Consider the following 15,902-nt stretch of genomic DNA (forward strand, 5'->3'; position numbering starts at 1 on the left):
GAGCTCAGGTGGACGTGCAGCAGAAGCTCGACGAGATCACCACGACGGTCGAGAACTCCCGGTCGATGCCCATGTCGGCGTCGATCGTGGTCAACAAGGCCGAACTGATCGCCATGCTGGCGGAACTGCGGGAGGCGCTGCCGACCGAGCTCGCGCAGGCGCAGCAGACCGTGCAGCAGGGCGACCAGGTGGTCGAGGAGGCCCGCCGCGAGGCGGAGCGGATCGTCAGGGAGGCGCAGGGGGAGCGCGCCAGGCTGATCTCCGGGACCGAGGTCGCCATGCGGGCCCAGGCCGAGGCGGACCGGATCCTGGCCGAGGCCAGGTCCGAGTCGGCGGAGGAGCGCCGCGAGGCCGACGACTACGTCGACAGCAAGCTGGCCAACTTCGAGGTGGTGCTCACCAAGACCCTCGGCGCCATCGGCCGCGGCAGGGCGAAGCTGCGCACCGGCGGCGCCCCGGTCGAGGGTGAGGACGGCGAGGAGTTCGAGCAGGACCAGTTCCGCTCGCCCAGCCCCGAGGTGGACGAGTACGTCGACGTGAAGCTCGCCGCGCTGGAGACCGCGCTGAGCAAGACCCTGGACGCGGTCGGCCGGGGCCGGGACAAGCTGCTCGGCAAGGCCCCGATCGACGAGCTGGGCGCCTACCTGGCCGCGGCCGACGAGGCCACCGGCGTCACCCAGGGCGCCGAGCGCCAGGCCGCGGTCGCCGCCGAGCTGGCCCAGGCCGGCCTGCTGCCGCCGGACCAGCAGTCCCAGCAGCAGTACGACCAGCAGCAGTTCGACCCGCAGCACCAGCAGCAGGCCGACCCGCAGTACTGGCAGCCGGTCGAGGTGGACGCCAACGGCTACCCCTACGCCCAGCCCGGGGTGTACCAGCAGGAGCAGCAGTACGACCCGTACGGCTACCAGCCCCAGGTCCCGCAGCAGCAGGCCCAGGAGTACGACCCGTACACCGGCTACGCGCCGCCCCAGCCCGAGCAGCAGTACGACGCCTACGGGCAGCCGGTGCCGCTGTACGTGCCGCAGCAGGCCGCCCCGCAGCAGGCCGGTCTGGACGAGACCAGCTTCTTCGACACCGGCTTCATCGACGTCAGCAAACTGCGCGAGCTCGGCGGCGGACAGCACCACTGAGCGCTCGGCGGCAGGCGCCCAACAGGTGGATTGGGACCTGGGGCCGTCCTCCGGTAGTCTGACCTCTCCGGCCTGTTCAGTGCCGGGGTATGTCGGCTGCCCCGAACGTCCCGTACGTTCGCGTGTGCAGCCGGTAGGCAGATCACCGCAGTCGTGGTTCACGACGTGCGCCGTAGAGAGCAGGAAACCCTGAACCGCCTCGACCACCGCGATCCGCTTGTGTTTGACACACATGAGCTGGGACGTCGGCCTGGGTCGATGCGCAAGGTTTCCCGTTCCCTCCCGGCGCCGGAGGGCCTCGGTATTGAGGTGATCGGCGTCCCCGTCGGTAGCACTGTCGAGCTGGACCTCCGACTGGAGTCGGTGGTCGAGGGCGTACTCGTCACGGGTACGGTCGAGGCGGATCTCAAGGGCGAGTGCGTGCGCTGCCTGGAGCCGATCGAGCAGGAGCTCGAAGCGGACTTCCAGGAGCTGTACTACTACCCCGAGTCCGCGGACCGTTTCGGTGGCGCGTCCAGGACCGCCGAGGACGACGACGAGGACGAAGAAGCTTCCCGACTCGAGGGCGACCTGTTCGACCTCGAGCCGGTGCTGCGTGACGCGGTGGTGCTCGCACTGCCGCTGCAGCCGGTGTGCCAGGAAGACTGCCTGGGCCTCTGCTCCGAATGCGGGGCGCGGCTCACGGACGACCCGGACCACCACCACGAGGCCGTCGACCCCCGGTGGGCGGCTCTGCAGGGACTCTCGGCTCTCGCATCTGAGGCCGGTAGCGAAGACAGCGGTACCCGTGAGGGTGCTGCCGAGAACCAGGAGAAGTAGCCGTGGCTGTTCCGAAGCGGAAGATGTCGCGCAGCAACACGCGCCACCGCCGTTCGCAGTGGAAGGCTGCGGTCCCCGCCCTGGTGGCTTGCGACCGCTGCCACGAGCCCAAGCTGGGCCACATCGCGTGCCCGAGCTGCGGTACGTACAACCGCCGTCAGGTCCTCTCGGTCTGATCGGCTGGTGACACACACGATGTCAGCGTCTGCGCTGCAACACGCCGACACCGGGTATGCCGTCCTGGAGGGGCGGCTCGGGTACCAACTCGAGCCGGCCCTCCTGGTACGTGCACTCACGCACCGCTCGTACGCGTACGAGAACGGTGGCCTGCCCACCAATGAGCGCCTGGAGTTCCTGGGCGACTCGGTGCTGGGCCTGGTGGTCACGGACACTCTGTACCGGATCCACCCCGACCTCCCGGAGGGGCAGCTCGCGAAGCTGCGCGCCGCGGTGGTCAACTCGCGTGCCCTCGCCGGAGTGGCCCGCGGCCTGGAGCTCGGCTCCTTCATCAGTCTCGGGCGCGGCGAAGAGGGCACCGGCGGACGCGACAAGTCCTCCATCCTCGCCGACACCCTTGAGGCGATCATCGGCGCGGTCTACCTGGACCAGGGCCTGCAGGCGGCCGACGAGCTCGTCCACCGCCTGTTCGACCCCCTGATCGAGGAGTCCTCCAACCTCGGCGCCGGACTCGACTGGAAGACCAGCCTGCAGGAGCTCACCGCCTCCGTCGGCATCGGCGTCCCCGAGTACGTGGTCTCCGAGTCCGGTCCCGACCACGAGAAGACCTTCATCGCCGCGGCCCGGGTCGCCGGCGACGACTACGGCACCGGCAGCGGCCGCTCCAAGAAGGAAGCGGAGCAGAAGGCCGCGCAGAACGCCTGGCACTCGATCCGCGAGAAGCACGGTCTGGCCGAGCCGCAGCCGGCTCCGGAGCAGACCGCGACCACTCCCGCGGACCCCTCCGCAGGTGCCTGAACTTCCCGAGGTCGAGGTGGTCCGCCGCGGCCTCGAACAGTGGGTCAGTGGACGAACCGTCAGCTCCGTCACGGTCCTCCACCCTCGCGCGGTGCGTCGGCACACCGCGGGCGCCGAGGACTTCGCCGCCCAGCTGGCCGGCCGGTCCCTCGGTCCGGCGCAGCGCCGCGGCAAGTACCTCTGGCTGCCCATGCCCGGCACCGGCAGCTCGCTGATCGGCCATCTCGGCATGAGCGGCCAACTGCTGATCCAGCCCGAGGCGGCCCCCGCCGAGACCCACCTCCGGGTCCGGATCCGGTTCGACGACGCGGTCGACACCGAGCTGCGCTTCGTCGACCAGCGCACCTTCGGCGGCCTCGCGGTCGAGGACGCCGACCCCAGCGACCCGGAAGCTGCGCCGCTGTCGCTGGCGCACATCGCCCGCGACCCGATGGACCCCCGCTTCGACGACAACGCCTTCCTCGCCGCGCTGCGGCGCCGCAGCTCCGGGGTGAAGCGCGCGCTGCTGGACCAGACCCTGATCAGCGGCGTCGGCAACATCTACGCCGACGAGGCGCTGTGGCGCGCGAAGCTGCACTACGAGCGCCCCGCCGACACCCTCTCCCGAGCCCAGGCGGCACTGCTGCTGGCCTCGGCCCGGGAGGTGATGGGAGCGGCCCTGGCGGTCGGCGGCACCAGCTTCGACAGCCTCTACGTCAACGTCAACGGCGAATCAGGCTACTTCGCCCGCACTCTGGACGCCTACGGCCGCGAGAACGAGCCCTGCAACCGCTGTGCGACGCCGATGCGCCGCGCCGCGTGGATGAACCGCTCCAGCTACTTCTGCCCCCGCTGCCAGCGGCTCCCCCGCCCACGGACCTGAGCTTCGCGCAGTTCCCCGCGCCCCTGGGGTGCTGCAACTGAACCGCCGTGGGTCAGTTGCACCTACATAGGGGCGCGGGGAACTGCGCGACCAGCCAATTACGGTCCGCAGCCGAGCATCCGTCAGCGACCACCCACACCGAAGTCGTACACCGTGCAGGAGCGATACTCCTCGCCCGGCCGCAAAACCGTCGACGGGTAGTCGCCGCGGTTGGGGGAGTCCGGGAAGTGCTGGGTCTCCAGTGCCACGCCCGAGTGCTGGCCGTAGCGGCGCCCGGACGGCCCGGTCAGGGTGGAGTCGAGGCCGTTGCCGGTGTAGACCTGGATGCCGGGTTCGGTGGTGGAGAGCGTCAGCACCCGCCCCGAGCCGGGGTGCCGCAGCACGGCGACCACCCGCGGAGCGTCCGTGCGGCCGCCGTCCAGGGCCCAGCAGTGGTCGTAGCCGCCGGCGATGGACACCTGCTCGTCGTCGTCGTGAATGCGCTCGCCCAGCGGCCGCGCTGTGCCGAAATCGAACGGCGTCCCGGCGACCGGTGCGGGAGCACCGGCCAGCGGTCGCAGCTCGCTGTCGACCGGCAGGTAGGCCGAGGCGACCAGGGCGAGCTCATGGTCGAGGACGGACTCGGAGCCCTCGCCGGCCAGGTTGAGATAGGTGTGGTTGGTCAGGTTGACCACGGTCGGGGCGCTGGTGGTGGCGCGGTAGTCGATGCGCAGCCGCCCGTCGGCGAGGCTGTAGCGCACCGTGGCCCACAGCGTCCCGGGGAAGCCCTGGTCGCCGTCGGGGCTGACCAGGGTGAGCTCGACGCCGCTGCCGCCGGGCACCTCGACCGGCTCGGCCGACCACAGCCGGGCGTCGAACCCCTCGTCGCCGCCGTGCAGGGCGTTGGGGCGCGGGGTGTCGCTGAGCGGCACCTGGTGGGTGCGGCCGTCCAGGGTGAAGCGGCCGTTCGCTATCCGGTTGCCGAAGCGGCCGATGGTGGCGCCGAAGAAGGGCGGCCGCTCCCGGAGGTAGCCGTCCAGGTCCGGGTGGCCGAGCACGACGGTCACCGCATCGGGGAGGTGCACGGTGTGCAGGACGGCGCCGTACTCCAGGACGCCGGCCGTGGTTCCGGTGCCGTCGGTGAGGATCCACCGGTGCACCGGGGTTCCGTCCGCGAGGGCACCGAAGTGTTCGCGTACGGGTGTGTGGGACTGGGCTGAGGACAGCAAGGGCAGAACTCCTGATCCGGTCTCGCGGCACCTGCCGTGAGGGGGCCGGGGTGCGCGAGCCCCACATTTTCACGCCGCGAACGGCCGCGTCCACGTCGTCCCGGGTTGTCCCCGGCCGCGGCAGCGGTCAGGCCGTCCCGAACGCCGCTGTGGCGTCGTCGTGCCGCTTGCCGCGGAAGCCGCCCTCGGGCATCGCCCGCTCGGCCTCGCGCACGGCGCGCACGGCGGCGGCCGGGCCCTGCTTCCCCACCAGGTCGAGGACGTCGCGCCAGCCCCAGCCGAAGCGCTCCACCAGCCGCGACACCCCGTCGCTGACCAGCAGGAAGCGGCGGATCTCCGGCAGCGGCAGGCTGATCGTCAGGGCCCGGTCGGCGGCAGCGGGTTCGGCTCCCGCCACCCAGAAACCGCCCTCGGCGTTGCGCAGCCGGCTGACCGATTCGCGGTCGTACGCGGGGAGGTGGTCCACCCGGTCGTCGGTGAGTTCGACCACCTCGCCGTCGCGGCGCTCCAGCACCACGGCCGCGTCCGCCAGCACCAGGCAGTCGAGCATCCCGTCGCGCTCCCGGGCGACGGCGACCGTCGCGGACGGGCTGTTGGGATTGGTCAGATCGCAGCCGGCGTGCAGCGCACGGGTGTTGAGGATCCCCTGGCGCAGTGCCGCGCGCAGCTCCAGCTCCGGTTCGGCTACCAGCACGGCGGCCAGCTGCGCCCCCAGCCGACCGGCCAGCCAGGCCACCCCGTGCACGCAGCCGTTGGGCAGTCCGCTGTCGGTGGCACCGTCCAGGACCACCGCGAAGCGCTCCGAGGCGATGACGAAGTCCTCGTTCGCGGCTGTGTCCGGACTCGCCTCGCTGGTGTGACTGATCTGCACCGTTCCTCCGTCAGCTGTCGCCCTGCGACCAGCCTGTCATGACGGAGAGCTAGAAGCCGAAGTCCTGGGTCCACCACGGGCCGCCGGTGGAGGAGTAGTACACCCCGACGCCGAGCGAGTGGTAGGCGCAGTTGAGGATGTTGGCGCGGTGCCCCGCACTGTTCATCCAGGCGGTCATCACATCCGCCGGGGTCTGCTGGCCCATGGCTATGTTCTCGCCGCCGAGGTTGGTGATGCCCAGCGCCGCGGCCCGGTCCCAGGGCGTCTTGCCGTCCGGGTCGGTGTGGTCGAAGAAGTTGCGGACGGCCATCTCGGCGCTGAAGTTCTGGGCCAGCACGGTGAGCGGCCCCGAGTAGCTGAGGGCGGTGCAGCCGTTGGCCGTGCGCTGGGCGTTGACCAGGGCCAGGACCTGGTCCTCGGCCGCGGTCATGGCCGTGGTCGCGCCGCCGGTGGCAGTGGTGACGGGGACCGAGGCCGAGGCACTGGCCGACACGGCGGCGCTGGCGGAGGCCGACGGCGGCGCCGAGGCGCTGGCGCTCGCGGAGGCCGAGGCGCTGGGGGAGGTCGACGCCGTGGCGGACGCGCTCGCCGAGGGGGCGCCGGTGCTCGGCGCGAGCGACGGTCGTGCCGTGTCCCGGGTGCTGGTCCCGCCCGATGCCCGGAAGGTGCTGCCGGCCGGTTTCGGGGTCCGGGCCGTCCCGATGGTGGCCACCGGCTTGGCACTGGCCGGATCCCCGGCCACGACCAGGCTCGCGGTCATCCCCGGCGGCAGCGGTAGTACCCCGCTGAACATCCCGCCTGCTCCCACGGCCAGCGCGGTGGCCGTGACGGCCAGCAGGCTGCGCGGCATCCGACTGCGTTGCTGCCGCCTGCGCGAGGGGCGCGACGGCGCTGACGGTGCGGCCCGGCGGTGTGACGTCGCCGCGTGCGAACCGCGCCGGTGCGAATGCGAAGCCGGCTCGGGGTCTTGCGTCTGAGATCCCTGCGCGTGACGGGGCATGTCAGGTGCCGTCCCTCTTCCTCGGCCCCCCGACCGGTAACTGGACTCGCGTTGCTGCTCACCCGAACGGGTGATGATGGGGAGCGTAGAGCATAGGGGTGCGTCGCGTGGGAAGTGCGCGTAGACGGCGATGGGAGAATGCTGCATATGAGTGAGGATGTCCGGATGACCGCGTGGGTGCGCGGCGCCGTTCAGCAGGTCGGGTTCCGCTGGTGGACCAGGTCCCGGGCGCTGGAGATCGGGCTCCTCGGATACGCCTCCAACCTGGGCGACGGCCGGGTCCAGGTGGTGGCCGAGGGCAGCCGGGAGGACTGCGGGCGACTGCTGGAACTGCTCCGGCACGGCGACACGCCCGGCAGGGTGGACGGGGTCACCGAGATATGGGGCAGCCCCGAGGGCGGCTACCTGGGCTTCGCCATCCGCTGAGTCCGCCGGATCCGCCGGCTCCCGGCGGCGGCCGGAAGGACGCACATGCCGTTGTCAATTGGTTGCGTTCACGGCCGGTCCGTGGTTGACTCCGCACCGAGCAGTGATCGACCGGCCACCGGTGGTCACTCGACCGCGCCACCCGCCCGCAGTGTGGGAAAACCACTGCCCCGGCGATGTGGTCGGCGTAGCACGCTGTGATCGTGTTGACCCTTTTCGCGTTTGGTGAGACGCTGGAAACCCGCGCACCCGCACGTACAGCCCAAGGCGTTCGGCCCCGTTCCGCCTTGCTAGGGCTGGCATCGAGTGCGTGATCCCAACCACGACCCCACCTTCATCGGTCGGTCACTCAGCGTGGAGGACCATCCATCATGGCAAAGGCGCTTCTCGGTTACGTCGGTGGCCCCGACCCCCGCGTGCTCTCCGAGATGCGACGTCTCCAGCAGCGTGTCCAGGACCTGGAATCCGAGCTTGTTCGGATGCAGGCCGAGAACGACGCGCTGTCTGCCGTCGCGGACCACGAGCAGCTGCTCCGCAGCATCGACGCAGCCCAGCCGGTGCCCGCCTACTCCTGATCCGATCGCCGGCCCGGGGTCCGCAACTCCCTGGTCCCGGTCGAACTGGTCCGGTCGAATCCGGCGGCACCGACTGACAGATAGTGCAAGGGACGCCCATCGTGGCGTCCCTTCGTCATTTCCACCCCTGTGTCCACCCCGTTGTGCTGTCCACCGCGTTGTGCCGTGCCCGTTGCTCCGTGTTCCTGAGATGCCCCCTGCCTGCGCAGGTGAAACCAACTGGCGCGTCCCCTGGTCGGCGCACTACTCCCGGATAGAGTTCCGCAAAGGCGTGGTTCTCCCGGCGGAAGGTTCAGGGCGTGCATCTCAAGAGCCTCACGCTGCGTGGCTTCAAGTCCTTCGCCTCGGCGACCACGCTCCGTTTTGAGCCCGGTATCACCTGCGTGGTCGGCCCGAACGGCTCCGGCAAGTCCAATGTCGTCGACGCGCTGTCCTGGGTGATGGGCGAGCAGGGCGCCAAGTCCCTGCGCGGCGGAAAGATGGAGGACGTCATCTTCGCCGGCACCAGCGGACGCACCCCGCTGGGCCGCGCCGAGGTCGCGCTGACCATCGACAACAGCGACGGCGCGCTGCCCATCGAGTACAGCGAGGTCACCATCTCGCGGACGCTGTTCCGCAACGGCGGCAGCGAGTACGCCATCAACGGCAGCACCTGCCGACTGCTGGACATCCAGGAACTGCTGTCCGACTCCGGCATCGGCCGTGAGATGCACGTCATCGTCGGCCAGGGCCAGCTGGACTCGGTGCTGCACGCCGATCCGATGGGTCGGCGCGCCTTCATCGAGGAGGCCGCCGGCGTCCTCAAGCACCGCAAGCGCAAGGAGAAGGCGCTGCGGAAGCTGGACGCGATGCAGGCCAACCTGACCCGGGTGCAGGACCTGGTCGGCGAGCTGCGGCGGCAGCTCAAGCCGCTCGGCCGGCAGGCCCAGATCGCCCGCAGGGCGGCGACCATCCAGGCCGATCTGCGCGACGCCAGGCTGCGGATACTCGCCGACGACCTGGTGACGCTGCGCAAGGCGGTCGAGGAGGAGGTCGCCGACGAGATGGCGCTGCGGCTGCGGCGCTCCGGGGTCGAGCAGGAGCTGACGGCGCTTCAGCAGCGGGAGGCGGTGCTGGAGGCGCAGGTCGCTCAGCTGGGCCCGCGGGTCGAGCAGTCCCAGCAGACCTGGTTCGAACTGTCCGCGCTGGCGGAGCGGGTCCGCGGCACGGTCGGGCTGGCCGAGGCCCGGGTCCGGCACGCGCGCAGCCAGCAGACCGAGGAGCGGCGCGGCCGGGATCCGGAGGAGATGGAGCGCGAGGCGGCCCGGATCCGTGAGGAGGAGGCCGAGCTCAAGGAGGCGCTGGAGGAGGCGTCCTACGCCCTCGCCGAGACGGTGGAGCGGCGCGGGGAGCTGGAACGGGAGCTGGCAGGGGAGGAGCAGCGGCTGCGCGCGGCCGCCCGGGCGCTGGCCGACCGCAGGGAGGGGCTGGCCCGGCTGCAGGGCAGGGTCGCCGCGGCGCGGTCACGCGCGGTCGGCGCGGGCGAGGAGATCGGCAGGCTCGCCGAGGCGAGGGACGGCGCCCGGGAGCGGGCGCAGGCCGCCGCTGAGGAGTACGAGCTGCTCAAGGCGCAGGTCGACGGGGTCGAGGCGGGCGACGCGGAGGCCGAGGCCCAGCTTGCCGAGGTGCGGACGGCCTTGGGCGAGGCGGAGGAGGCGCAGTCACGGGCCCGCGAGGAACTGGCCTCGGTGGAGCGGGAACGCGCCGGGCTGACGGCGCGTCGGGAGGCACTGGCGCTGGGCCTGCGCCGCAAGGACGGCAGCGGCGCGCTGCTGGCGGCGGGGGAGCGGGGCGCCGGCGACGGACTGGGCGGGGTGCTCGGTTCGGCGGCCTCGCTGCTGTCGGTGCGTCCGGGCGCGGAGGCGGCGGTCGCGGCGGCCCTGGGCCACGCGGCCGACGCGGTCGCGGTGGACGGCGTCGGCACGGCGGTGGAGGCGCTGCGCCTGCTGCGCAAGGAGGACGCGGGCCGGGCCGGCCTGCTGATCGCCTCCGGTGCAGCGGACGCCGGCGCCCTTCGTGAGGTCGGGGCCGGGCTGGCGGAGTGCGTCGACGGTCCGTCGGAGCTGGTCGGCGTCGTGCGCGAGTTGCTGCGCGGCTATGTGCTGGTCGCGGGTCTGGCGGAGGCCGAGGCGCTGGTCGGCTCCCGTCCCGGGGTGACGGCGGTGACCGCCGAGGGCGATCTGCTCGGACGGGGTTTCGCCTACGGAGGCTCCGCCGCCGCGCCGAGCCTGCTGGAGACCCAGGCCGCCGTGGACGAGGCGACCGCCGCGCTGGGAGAACTGTCGGGGCGACGGGAGGCGCTCGCGATCGCGCTGGAGCAGGCCACCGCGCGCCGCCGGGAACTGGCCGCCGAAGCGGAGGCGCTGACCGCCCGCCGCCGGGCCGCCGAGAAGGAGAAGTCCGCGGTGGCCCAGCAGCTGGGGCGGCTCGGAGGCCAGGCCCGCGGCGCGGCCGGCGAGGCCGAGCGGCTCGGCGCGGCGGCGGCGAAGGCCGAGGCGGCGCTGGAGCAGGCCGAGGCCGAGCTCGCCGAACTCAGCGAACGGCTGCTGACCGCCGAGGAGATCCCCGCCGACGAGGAGCCCGACACCGGCGAGCGGGACCGGCTCGCCGAGACCTCGGCGCAGTGCCGGCAGGCCGAGATGGAGGCCAGGCTCTCGGTCCGGACCCATGAGGAGCGGGTGCGCGGCCTCGCCGGCCGGGCCGACTCGCTGGACCGCGGCGCCCGCGCCGAGCGCGAGGCCCGGGCCCGCGCCGCCCAGCGGCAGCAGCGGCTGCGGGCGGAGGCGCTGGTCGCCACCGCTGTCGGCGACGGCGCCCGGCAACTGCTCACCGCCGTCGAGGCATCGCTGGCGACGGCGGCCCTGGAGAAGGAGCAGGCCGAGCGGGAGCGCACGGTCCACGACACCGAGCTGTCCCAGCAGCGGGTCCGCAGCCGCGAGCTCAAGGCCGAGCTGGACCGGCTGACCGACTCGGTCCACCGCGACGAGGTGCTGCGCGCGGAGAAGCGGCTGCGGATAGAGCAGCTGGAGGCCAAGGCGCTGGAGGAGCACGGCATCGAGGCCGACGGGCTGCTCGCCGAGTACGGCCCCGACCAGCTGGTGCCGCCGGCCGACGAGGCGGAGGGCGCGGAGCCCCGCCCTTACGACCGGGCCGAGCAGGAGAAGCGGCTGCGCGCCGCGGAGAAGGCGTACACCCAGCTCGGCAAGGTCAACCCGCTGGCGCTGGAGGAGTTCGCGGCGCTGGAGGAGCGGCACCAGTTCCTCAGCGAGCAGCTGGAGGACCTGAAGTCCACCCGTCGCGACCTGCTCACCGTGGTCAAGGAGGTGGACGAGCGGGTGGAGCAGGTGTTCACCGCCGCCTACCACGACACCGCGGCGCAGTTCGAGGGCGTGTTCTCGCGGCTGTTCCCCGGTGGCGAGGGCCGACTGGTCCTCACCGACCCCGACAACATGCTGACCACCGGCATCGAGGTGGAGGCCAGGCCGCCGGGGAAGAAGGTCAAGCGGCTCTCGCTGCTCTCCGGCGGCGAGCGCTCGCTCACCGCCGTCGCGCTGCTGGTCTCCATCTTCAAGGCCAGGCCCAGCCCGTTCTATGTGATGGACGAGGTCGAGGCGGCGCTGGACGAGACCAACCTGCGCCGGCTGATCGGCCTGATGGAGGAGCTGCGGGACAGCTCCCAGCTGATCGTGATCACCCATCAGAAGCTCACCATGGAGTGCGCCGACGCGCTCTACGGGGTGTCCATGCGCGGCGACGGCATCTCCCAGGTGATCAGCCAGCGGCTGCGGGACGAACCCAGGAAGCTCCCGCGCCGGGTACTGCCGGCCCAGCAGGGCGTCTGAGCGGTGGCTGGATATCGCACCCGGCTCCCGTGGAGCTGATGGTGCTGATGGGCCGCACCCGCGTTGGCCGTAGCACCGGAGAAAGACTTGGGTCACCTTTCCGTAATCGCCAGGTGACACTGTGACATCTTGGCTAGGGTGAAACAGCAACACCTTGGGGGCAAGGGGGTGTCGGCGCAGGGGCGGGGAACCGTCCGGGCGTCGGCGGGGGTCTGGTCGAATTCGCTTGCGCTGCATTCTCTGTGTGCGCGCTCGCGCGGGGGGATCCAGTACGGGGAGGGCAGCTGTCGCTGCCGTGCACCGCCATGCCCGGGGTCGAACTACGCCGGTATTCGCCGCGCACAGGGCGTCGGCATGGGGGAGGCACGGATGACACAGGTTTCAGCTGCGGCAGAGGTATCCACCGGGCCGCCCACAACGGATCGGGCCGCCACTCCGGTCTACGACTACGCCCGGTACAGCCATCTCGCGGGACCGGTGACCGAGCCGGCCGCCGACCGGCCCTACCGGGTCGAGTACCGCAGCCTGCTCAGCCGCACCGACAAGCGGATCAGGCTGTGGGTGATGATGCTGCTCGCCCCGCTGGCCGAGCTCGCGCTGCTGGTCTGGATGCTGCTGCCGCAGAACTGGTCCCAGCGCCCCTTCGACCCGCGCACCTGGCTCCGCGTCATGGACAAGGTGGTGCTCGGCACCATCGTGCTGATCGAGACCTTCCGACTGCTGCAGATCGTCTCCAACGTCCACGGCACCCTCTTCGCCCGCGACCCGGTGCCGGTGCGCCCGGAGACCGGCACCAGGGTCGCCTTCGTCACGGCCTGTGTGCCCGGCAAGGAACCCATCGCGATGGTCAGGACCACCCTGGCCGCGGCCCGCAGGATCCGGCACAGCGGCACGGTCGACGTCTGGCTGCTGGACGAGGGCGACCAGCCCGAGATGCGGGCGCTGTGCGAGGAGCTCGGCGTGCGGCACTTCTCCCGCAAGGGCGTCGAGCGCTGGAACCAGCGCAAGGGCCACTTCAGGGCCAGGACCAAGCACGGCAACTACAACAGCTGGCTGGACGCGCACGGCGCCGACTACGACTTCCTGGCCTGCGTCGACACCGACCACGTCCCGCACGGCAACTTCCTGGAGCGCACCCTCGGCTACTTCCGCGACCCCGACATCGCCTTCGTCGTCGGCCCGCAGGTGTACGGCAACTACGAGGCGCTGGTCACCAAGGCCGCGGAGAGCCAGCAGTTCCTCTTCCACGCGGTGGTCCAGCGGGCCGGCAACAAGTACTCCTCGCCGATGCTGGTCGGCACCAACAATGTGCTCCGGGTCGAGGCGCTGCGGCAGATCGGCGGCTTCCACGACTCCATCACCGAGGACATGGCCACCGGCATGGTCATGCACACCAAGCGCAATCCGGTCACCCGCCGCACGTGGAAGTCGGTCTACACCCCGGACGTGCTGGCGGTGGGCGAGGGCCCGTCCTCCTGGACCGACTTCTTCGCCCAGCAGCTGCGCTGGTCCCGCGGCACCTACGAGACCCTGCTCAAGCAGTTCTGGTGGCGGATGTTCCGGCTGAGCCCCGGGCGGCTGTTCAACTACCTGCTGATGCTGACCTTCTATCCCATGTCGGGGATCTCCTGCATCTTCGGCGGGATCAGCTCGGTGCTCTACCTGGTGTTCGGCGCCTCCGGGGTGAGCGTGTCCACGTCCACCTGGATGATGCTCTTCAGCGACGCGGTGCTGCTGCAGATCGGCCTCTACTCGGTCAACCGCAAGCACAACGTCAGCCCGCACGAGAAGGAGGGCTCCACCGGCATCGGCGGCATCGCCATGGGTGTGCTGGCCACCCCGGTGTACGCCAGCTCGCTGATCGCCGCGGTGCTCAGGATGCCGGGGCACTTCAAGGTCACGCCCAAGGGGGACTCGGCCAGCCCGGACCGGCTGTGGACCTTCCGGATCCACCTGCTCTGGGCGCTGGTCTTCGGGGGAGCGCTGGCCGCGTCCTTCGTCACCGGCAACGCCTATCCGGCGATGCGGATCTGGGCCGGCATCGCGCTGGTCTCCAGCCTGCTGCCGCTGGTCATCTGGCGCGCCGAGGTGGTCCGGGTGCGCCGTACCACCAGTACCACCAGTACCACCAGTACCGCTGTTCACATGTCCAGGGGGGACACACCGTGAATCGACCCATGTTCAAGACCTCGCTGAAAGCCAAGCGCCTGGCGCTGGGCAGCACGGTGGTGATGGCGGTGGCCGGCATGAACGCCCCGGCCGCCGTGGGCTTCGCCGGCGCCGAGTACCACCAGTACGTCATCTCCCAGCCCGGGTACAAGGCCCAGTACGGCTCGTGGAGCGTGCTCAAACTGCCCACCCGGTTCCGGGTGAACGCGATCCACGCCAGCCTGCTCCGCACCGGCAAGGTGCTGATCATCGCGGGCTCCGGCAACGACGCCAACAACTTCAAGGCCGGCACCTTCAAGACCCTGCTCTGGGACCCGGTCAAGGAGACCTACAAGCTCATCCCCACCCCGGCGGACATGTTCTGCAGCGGTCATGCCCAACTCCCGGACGGCAGCCTGCTGGTGGCCGGCGGCACGCTGCGGTACGAGCAGGTGGCGGGCACGGTGACCGTCCCCGGCGGCACCATGGAGGTGCGCAACGAGGACCCCAACAAGTCCCGTACCGTGCGCAAGGGCACCGTCTTCACCGCGCCCGACGGGCGTCAGTACAAGACCGACGACGCGGTGGTGCTCCCGGCCGCCGCCAAGTCCACGGTCAAGGACCCCAAGGCATACCGCGGCGTGCGCACCGTCGTCACGCCCTCGCAGCAGGCCGTCTGGGTGGACTCGCTGTCCCCGGGCACGACCGGGATCATCAAGACGATGACCCAGTTCCACGTCAAGGGCCTGACCGGCAACGACGGCCGCACCCTCTACGGGATGGCGAAGGCGATCAACCTGGGCGTCCAGAACTTCCAGGGCATCAAGCAGTCCTACGAGTTCAACCCGGACATCGAGCAGTACCAGCTGGTCCAGTCGATGGAGTACGCCCGCTGGTACCCGACCCTGGCGCCGACCGCGGACGGCAAGGTCATCGCGGTCTCCGGCCTCGACGGCACCGGGGTGATCCTCAACGGACAGAACGAGATCTTCGACCCCACGACCAAGACCTGGTCGGCCGGGCCCACCCGCTTCTTCGCCACCTACCCCGCGCTGTTCCTGACGGCGAGCAACAAGCTGTTCTACTCCGGCTCCAACGCCGGGTACGGCAACGCCGCCAAGGGCCGTACCCCCGGGCTGTGGGACCTGAAGACCAACACCTTCCAGGTGGTTCCCGGGCTCAAGGACCCGCAGTACACCGAGACCTCCTCCTCGCTGCTGCTGCCGCCGGCGCAGTCGCAGAAGGTGATGTTCCTCGGCGGCGGCGGGGCCGGTGAGTCCGCGAAGGGCACCGCCCGCACCGCGGTGGTCGACCTGACCAGGACGAACCCCAGCTGGACCACCGGACCCGACCTGCCGGCCGGGCAGACCCGCTACCTCAGCAGCGTGATCCTGCCGAACGACACCGTGCTCACCACCGGCGGCTCGCACGACTACCGCGGCAAGCACGGCAGCGACATCCTCAAGGCCAACATCTACCACCCCGACACCAACACCTTCTCCCCGGCCGCCGACCCGACCGTGGGCCGCGACTACCACAGCGAGGCCCTGCTGCTGCCGGACGGACGGGTCGTCACCATGGGCTCCAACCCGCTGTTCGGCAACAAGCAGGACGTCGGCGGCCAGTTCTTCGAACAGCGCATCGAGATCTACACCCCGGCGTACCTCTACCACGGCGCCCGTCCCTCGGTGACCGGCGGCCCGGCCGCGGTCTCCCGGGGGCAGAGCGCCGGCTTCACCGCGACCGTGCCCACCGCCGGGGGCATCGGCACCGCACGGCTGATGCGGCCCAGCTCGGTGACCCACGCCACCGACGTCCAGCAGCGCTCCATCGCCCTGGACGTCACCCGCACTCCCGGCGGCTTCACCACCACGATCCCCTCCAACGCCGGTCTGGTGCCCTCGGGCTGGTACATGCTCTTCATCACGGACCGCAACGGAACCCCTTCGGTGGCCCGTTGGATCCAGGTGAGGTAGCCCCGCCCGATCCCTGCAGGACAGGTACCAG

14 protein-coding genes are annotated in these 15,902 nt (G+C 71.1%); 11 read left to right on the top strand and 3 right to left on the bottom strand.

The annotated features are described in order from the left end of the window. Positions 1–8: 8 nt before the first annotated feature. The 5 genes from ABH941_RS21195 to mutM all read left to right on the top strand — a co-directional run bounded on the left by ABH941_RS21195 (position 9) and on the right by mutM (position 3,786). Positions 9–1,130: an ATP synthase F0 subunit B gene (locus ABH941_RS21195; RefSeq protein ID WP_370130978.1), complete on the top strand. Its 1,122-nt coding sequence runs from the start codon at positions 9–11 to the stop codon at positions 1,128–1,130. 258 nt (positions 1,131–1,388) lie between these two features. After that, on the top strand, positions 1,389–1,949 hold the full coding sequence (locus ABH941_RS21200; RefSeq protein ID WP_370130979.1) for a DUF177 domain-containing protein: 561 nt from the start codon (positions 1,389–1,391) through the stop codon (positions 1,947–1,949). Positions 1,950–1,951: 2 nt separating this feature from the next. Beyond that, the gene (gene rpmF, locus ABH941_RS21205) at positions 1,952–2,125 is read left to right on the top strand and encodes a 50S ribosomal protein L32 (RefSeq protein WP_030263933.1); all 174 of its coding nucleotides are present in this window, start codon (positions 1,952–1,954) and stop codon (positions 2,123–2,125) included. A gap of 19 nt (positions 2,126–2,144) precedes the next feature. Continuing rightward, on the top strand, positions 2,145–2,924 hold the full coding sequence (rnc, locus tag ABH941_RS21210; RefSeq protein WP_134000523.1) for a ribonuclease III: 780 nt from the start codon (positions 2,145–2,147) through the stop codon (positions 2,922–2,924). Beyond that, positions 2,917–3,786 carry a bifunctional DNA-formamidopyrimidine glycosylase/DNA-(apurinic or apyrimidinic site) lyase gene (gene mutM, locus ABH941_RS21215; protein WP_370130980.1) on the top strand — a complete coding sequence of 290 codons (870 nt, stop codon included), beginning with the start codon at positions 2,917–2,919 and terminating at the stop codon, positions 3,784–3,786. The genes rnc and mutM overlap by 8 nt, the downstream gene beginning before the upstream one ends. A 122-nt stretch (positions 3,787–3,908) precedes the next feature. Here mutM and ABH941_RS21220 read toward each other — a convergent pair whose 3' ends face one another. From ABH941_RS21220 to ABH941_RS21230, 3 genes are all read right to left on the bottom strand, one after another. Continuing rightward, positions 3,909–4,994 carry an aldose epimerase family protein gene (locus ABH941_RS21220; protein WP_370130981.1) on the bottom strand — a complete coding sequence of 362 codons (1,086 nt, stop codon included), beginning with the start codon at positions 4,992–4,994 and terminating at the stop codon, positions 3,909–3,911. A 127-nt stretch (positions 4,995–5,121) separates the two neighbouring features. Continuing rightward, complete coding sequence (locus ABH941_RS21225; RefSeq protein ID WP_370130982.1) at positions 5,122–5,865, bottom strand: protein phosphatase 2C domain-containing protein; 744 nt, start codon at positions 5,863–5,865, stop codon at positions 5,122–5,124. A gap of 49 nt (positions 5,866–5,914) precedes the next feature. After that, positions 5,915–6,295 (bottom strand): CAP domain-containing protein, encoded by a 381-nt coding sequence (locus ABH941_RS21230; RefSeq protein ID WP_370130983.1) that lies wholly within the window; start codon positions 6,293–6,295, stop codon positions 5,915–5,917. Between ABH941_RS21230 and ABH941_RS21235 the strand changes: the two genes are divergently transcribed. The 6 genes from ABH941_RS21235 to ABH941_RS21260 all read left to right on the top strand — a co-directional run bounded on the left by ABH941_RS21235 (position 6,294) and on the right by ABH941_RS21260 (position 15,871). Continuing rightward, positions 6,294–6,842, top strand: coding sequence for a hypothetical protein (locus tag ABH941_RS21235; protein ID WP_370130984.1), 549 nt, complete (start codon positions 6,294–6,296; stop codon positions 6,840–6,842). The two genes, ABH941_RS21230 and ABH941_RS21235, sit on opposite strands and share 2 nt — an antisense overlap. 170 nt (positions 6,843–7,012) lie before the next feature. Further along, positions 7,013–7,291 (top strand): acylphosphatase, encoded by a 279-nt coding sequence (locus tag ABH941_RS21240; protein WP_134000515.1) that lies wholly within the window; start codon positions 7,013–7,015, stop codon positions 7,289–7,291. 371 nt (positions 7,292–7,662) lie between these two features. Further along, on the top strand, positions 7,663–7,866 hold the full coding sequence (locus ABH941_RS21245) for a hypothetical protein (RefSeq protein ID WP_030263916.1): 204 nt from the start codon (positions 7,663–7,665) through the stop codon (positions 7,864–7,866). A 299-nt stretch (positions 7,867–8,165) separates the two neighbouring features. Beyond that, positions 8,166–11,747, top strand: coding sequence for a chromosome segregation protein SMC (gene smc, locus ABH941_RS21250; RefSeq protein ID WP_370130985.1), 3,582 nt, complete (start codon positions 8,166–8,168; stop codon positions 11,745–11,747). 369 nt (positions 11,748–12,116) lie between these two features. Continuing rightward, positions 12,117–13,916 (top strand): glycosyltransferase family 2 protein, encoded by a 1,800-nt coding sequence (locus ABH941_RS21255; protein WP_370130986.1) that lies wholly within the window; start codon positions 12,117–12,119, stop codon positions 13,914–13,916. A gap of 8 nt (positions 13,917–13,924) precedes the next feature. Next, on the top strand, positions 13,925–15,871 hold the full coding sequence (locus tag ABH941_RS21260) for a galactose oxidase-like domain-containing protein (protein ID WP_370131032.1): 1,947 nt from the start codon (positions 13,925–13,927) through the stop codon (positions 15,869–15,871). The last annotated feature ends 31 nt before the right edge of the window (positions 15,872–15,902 follow it).

The sequence above is a fragment of the Streptacidiphilus sp. EB103A genome (genome assembly GCF_041261405.1).
Classification (GTDB): Bacteria; Actinomycetota; Actinomycetes; order Streptomycetales; family Streptomycetaceae; genus Streptacidiphilus.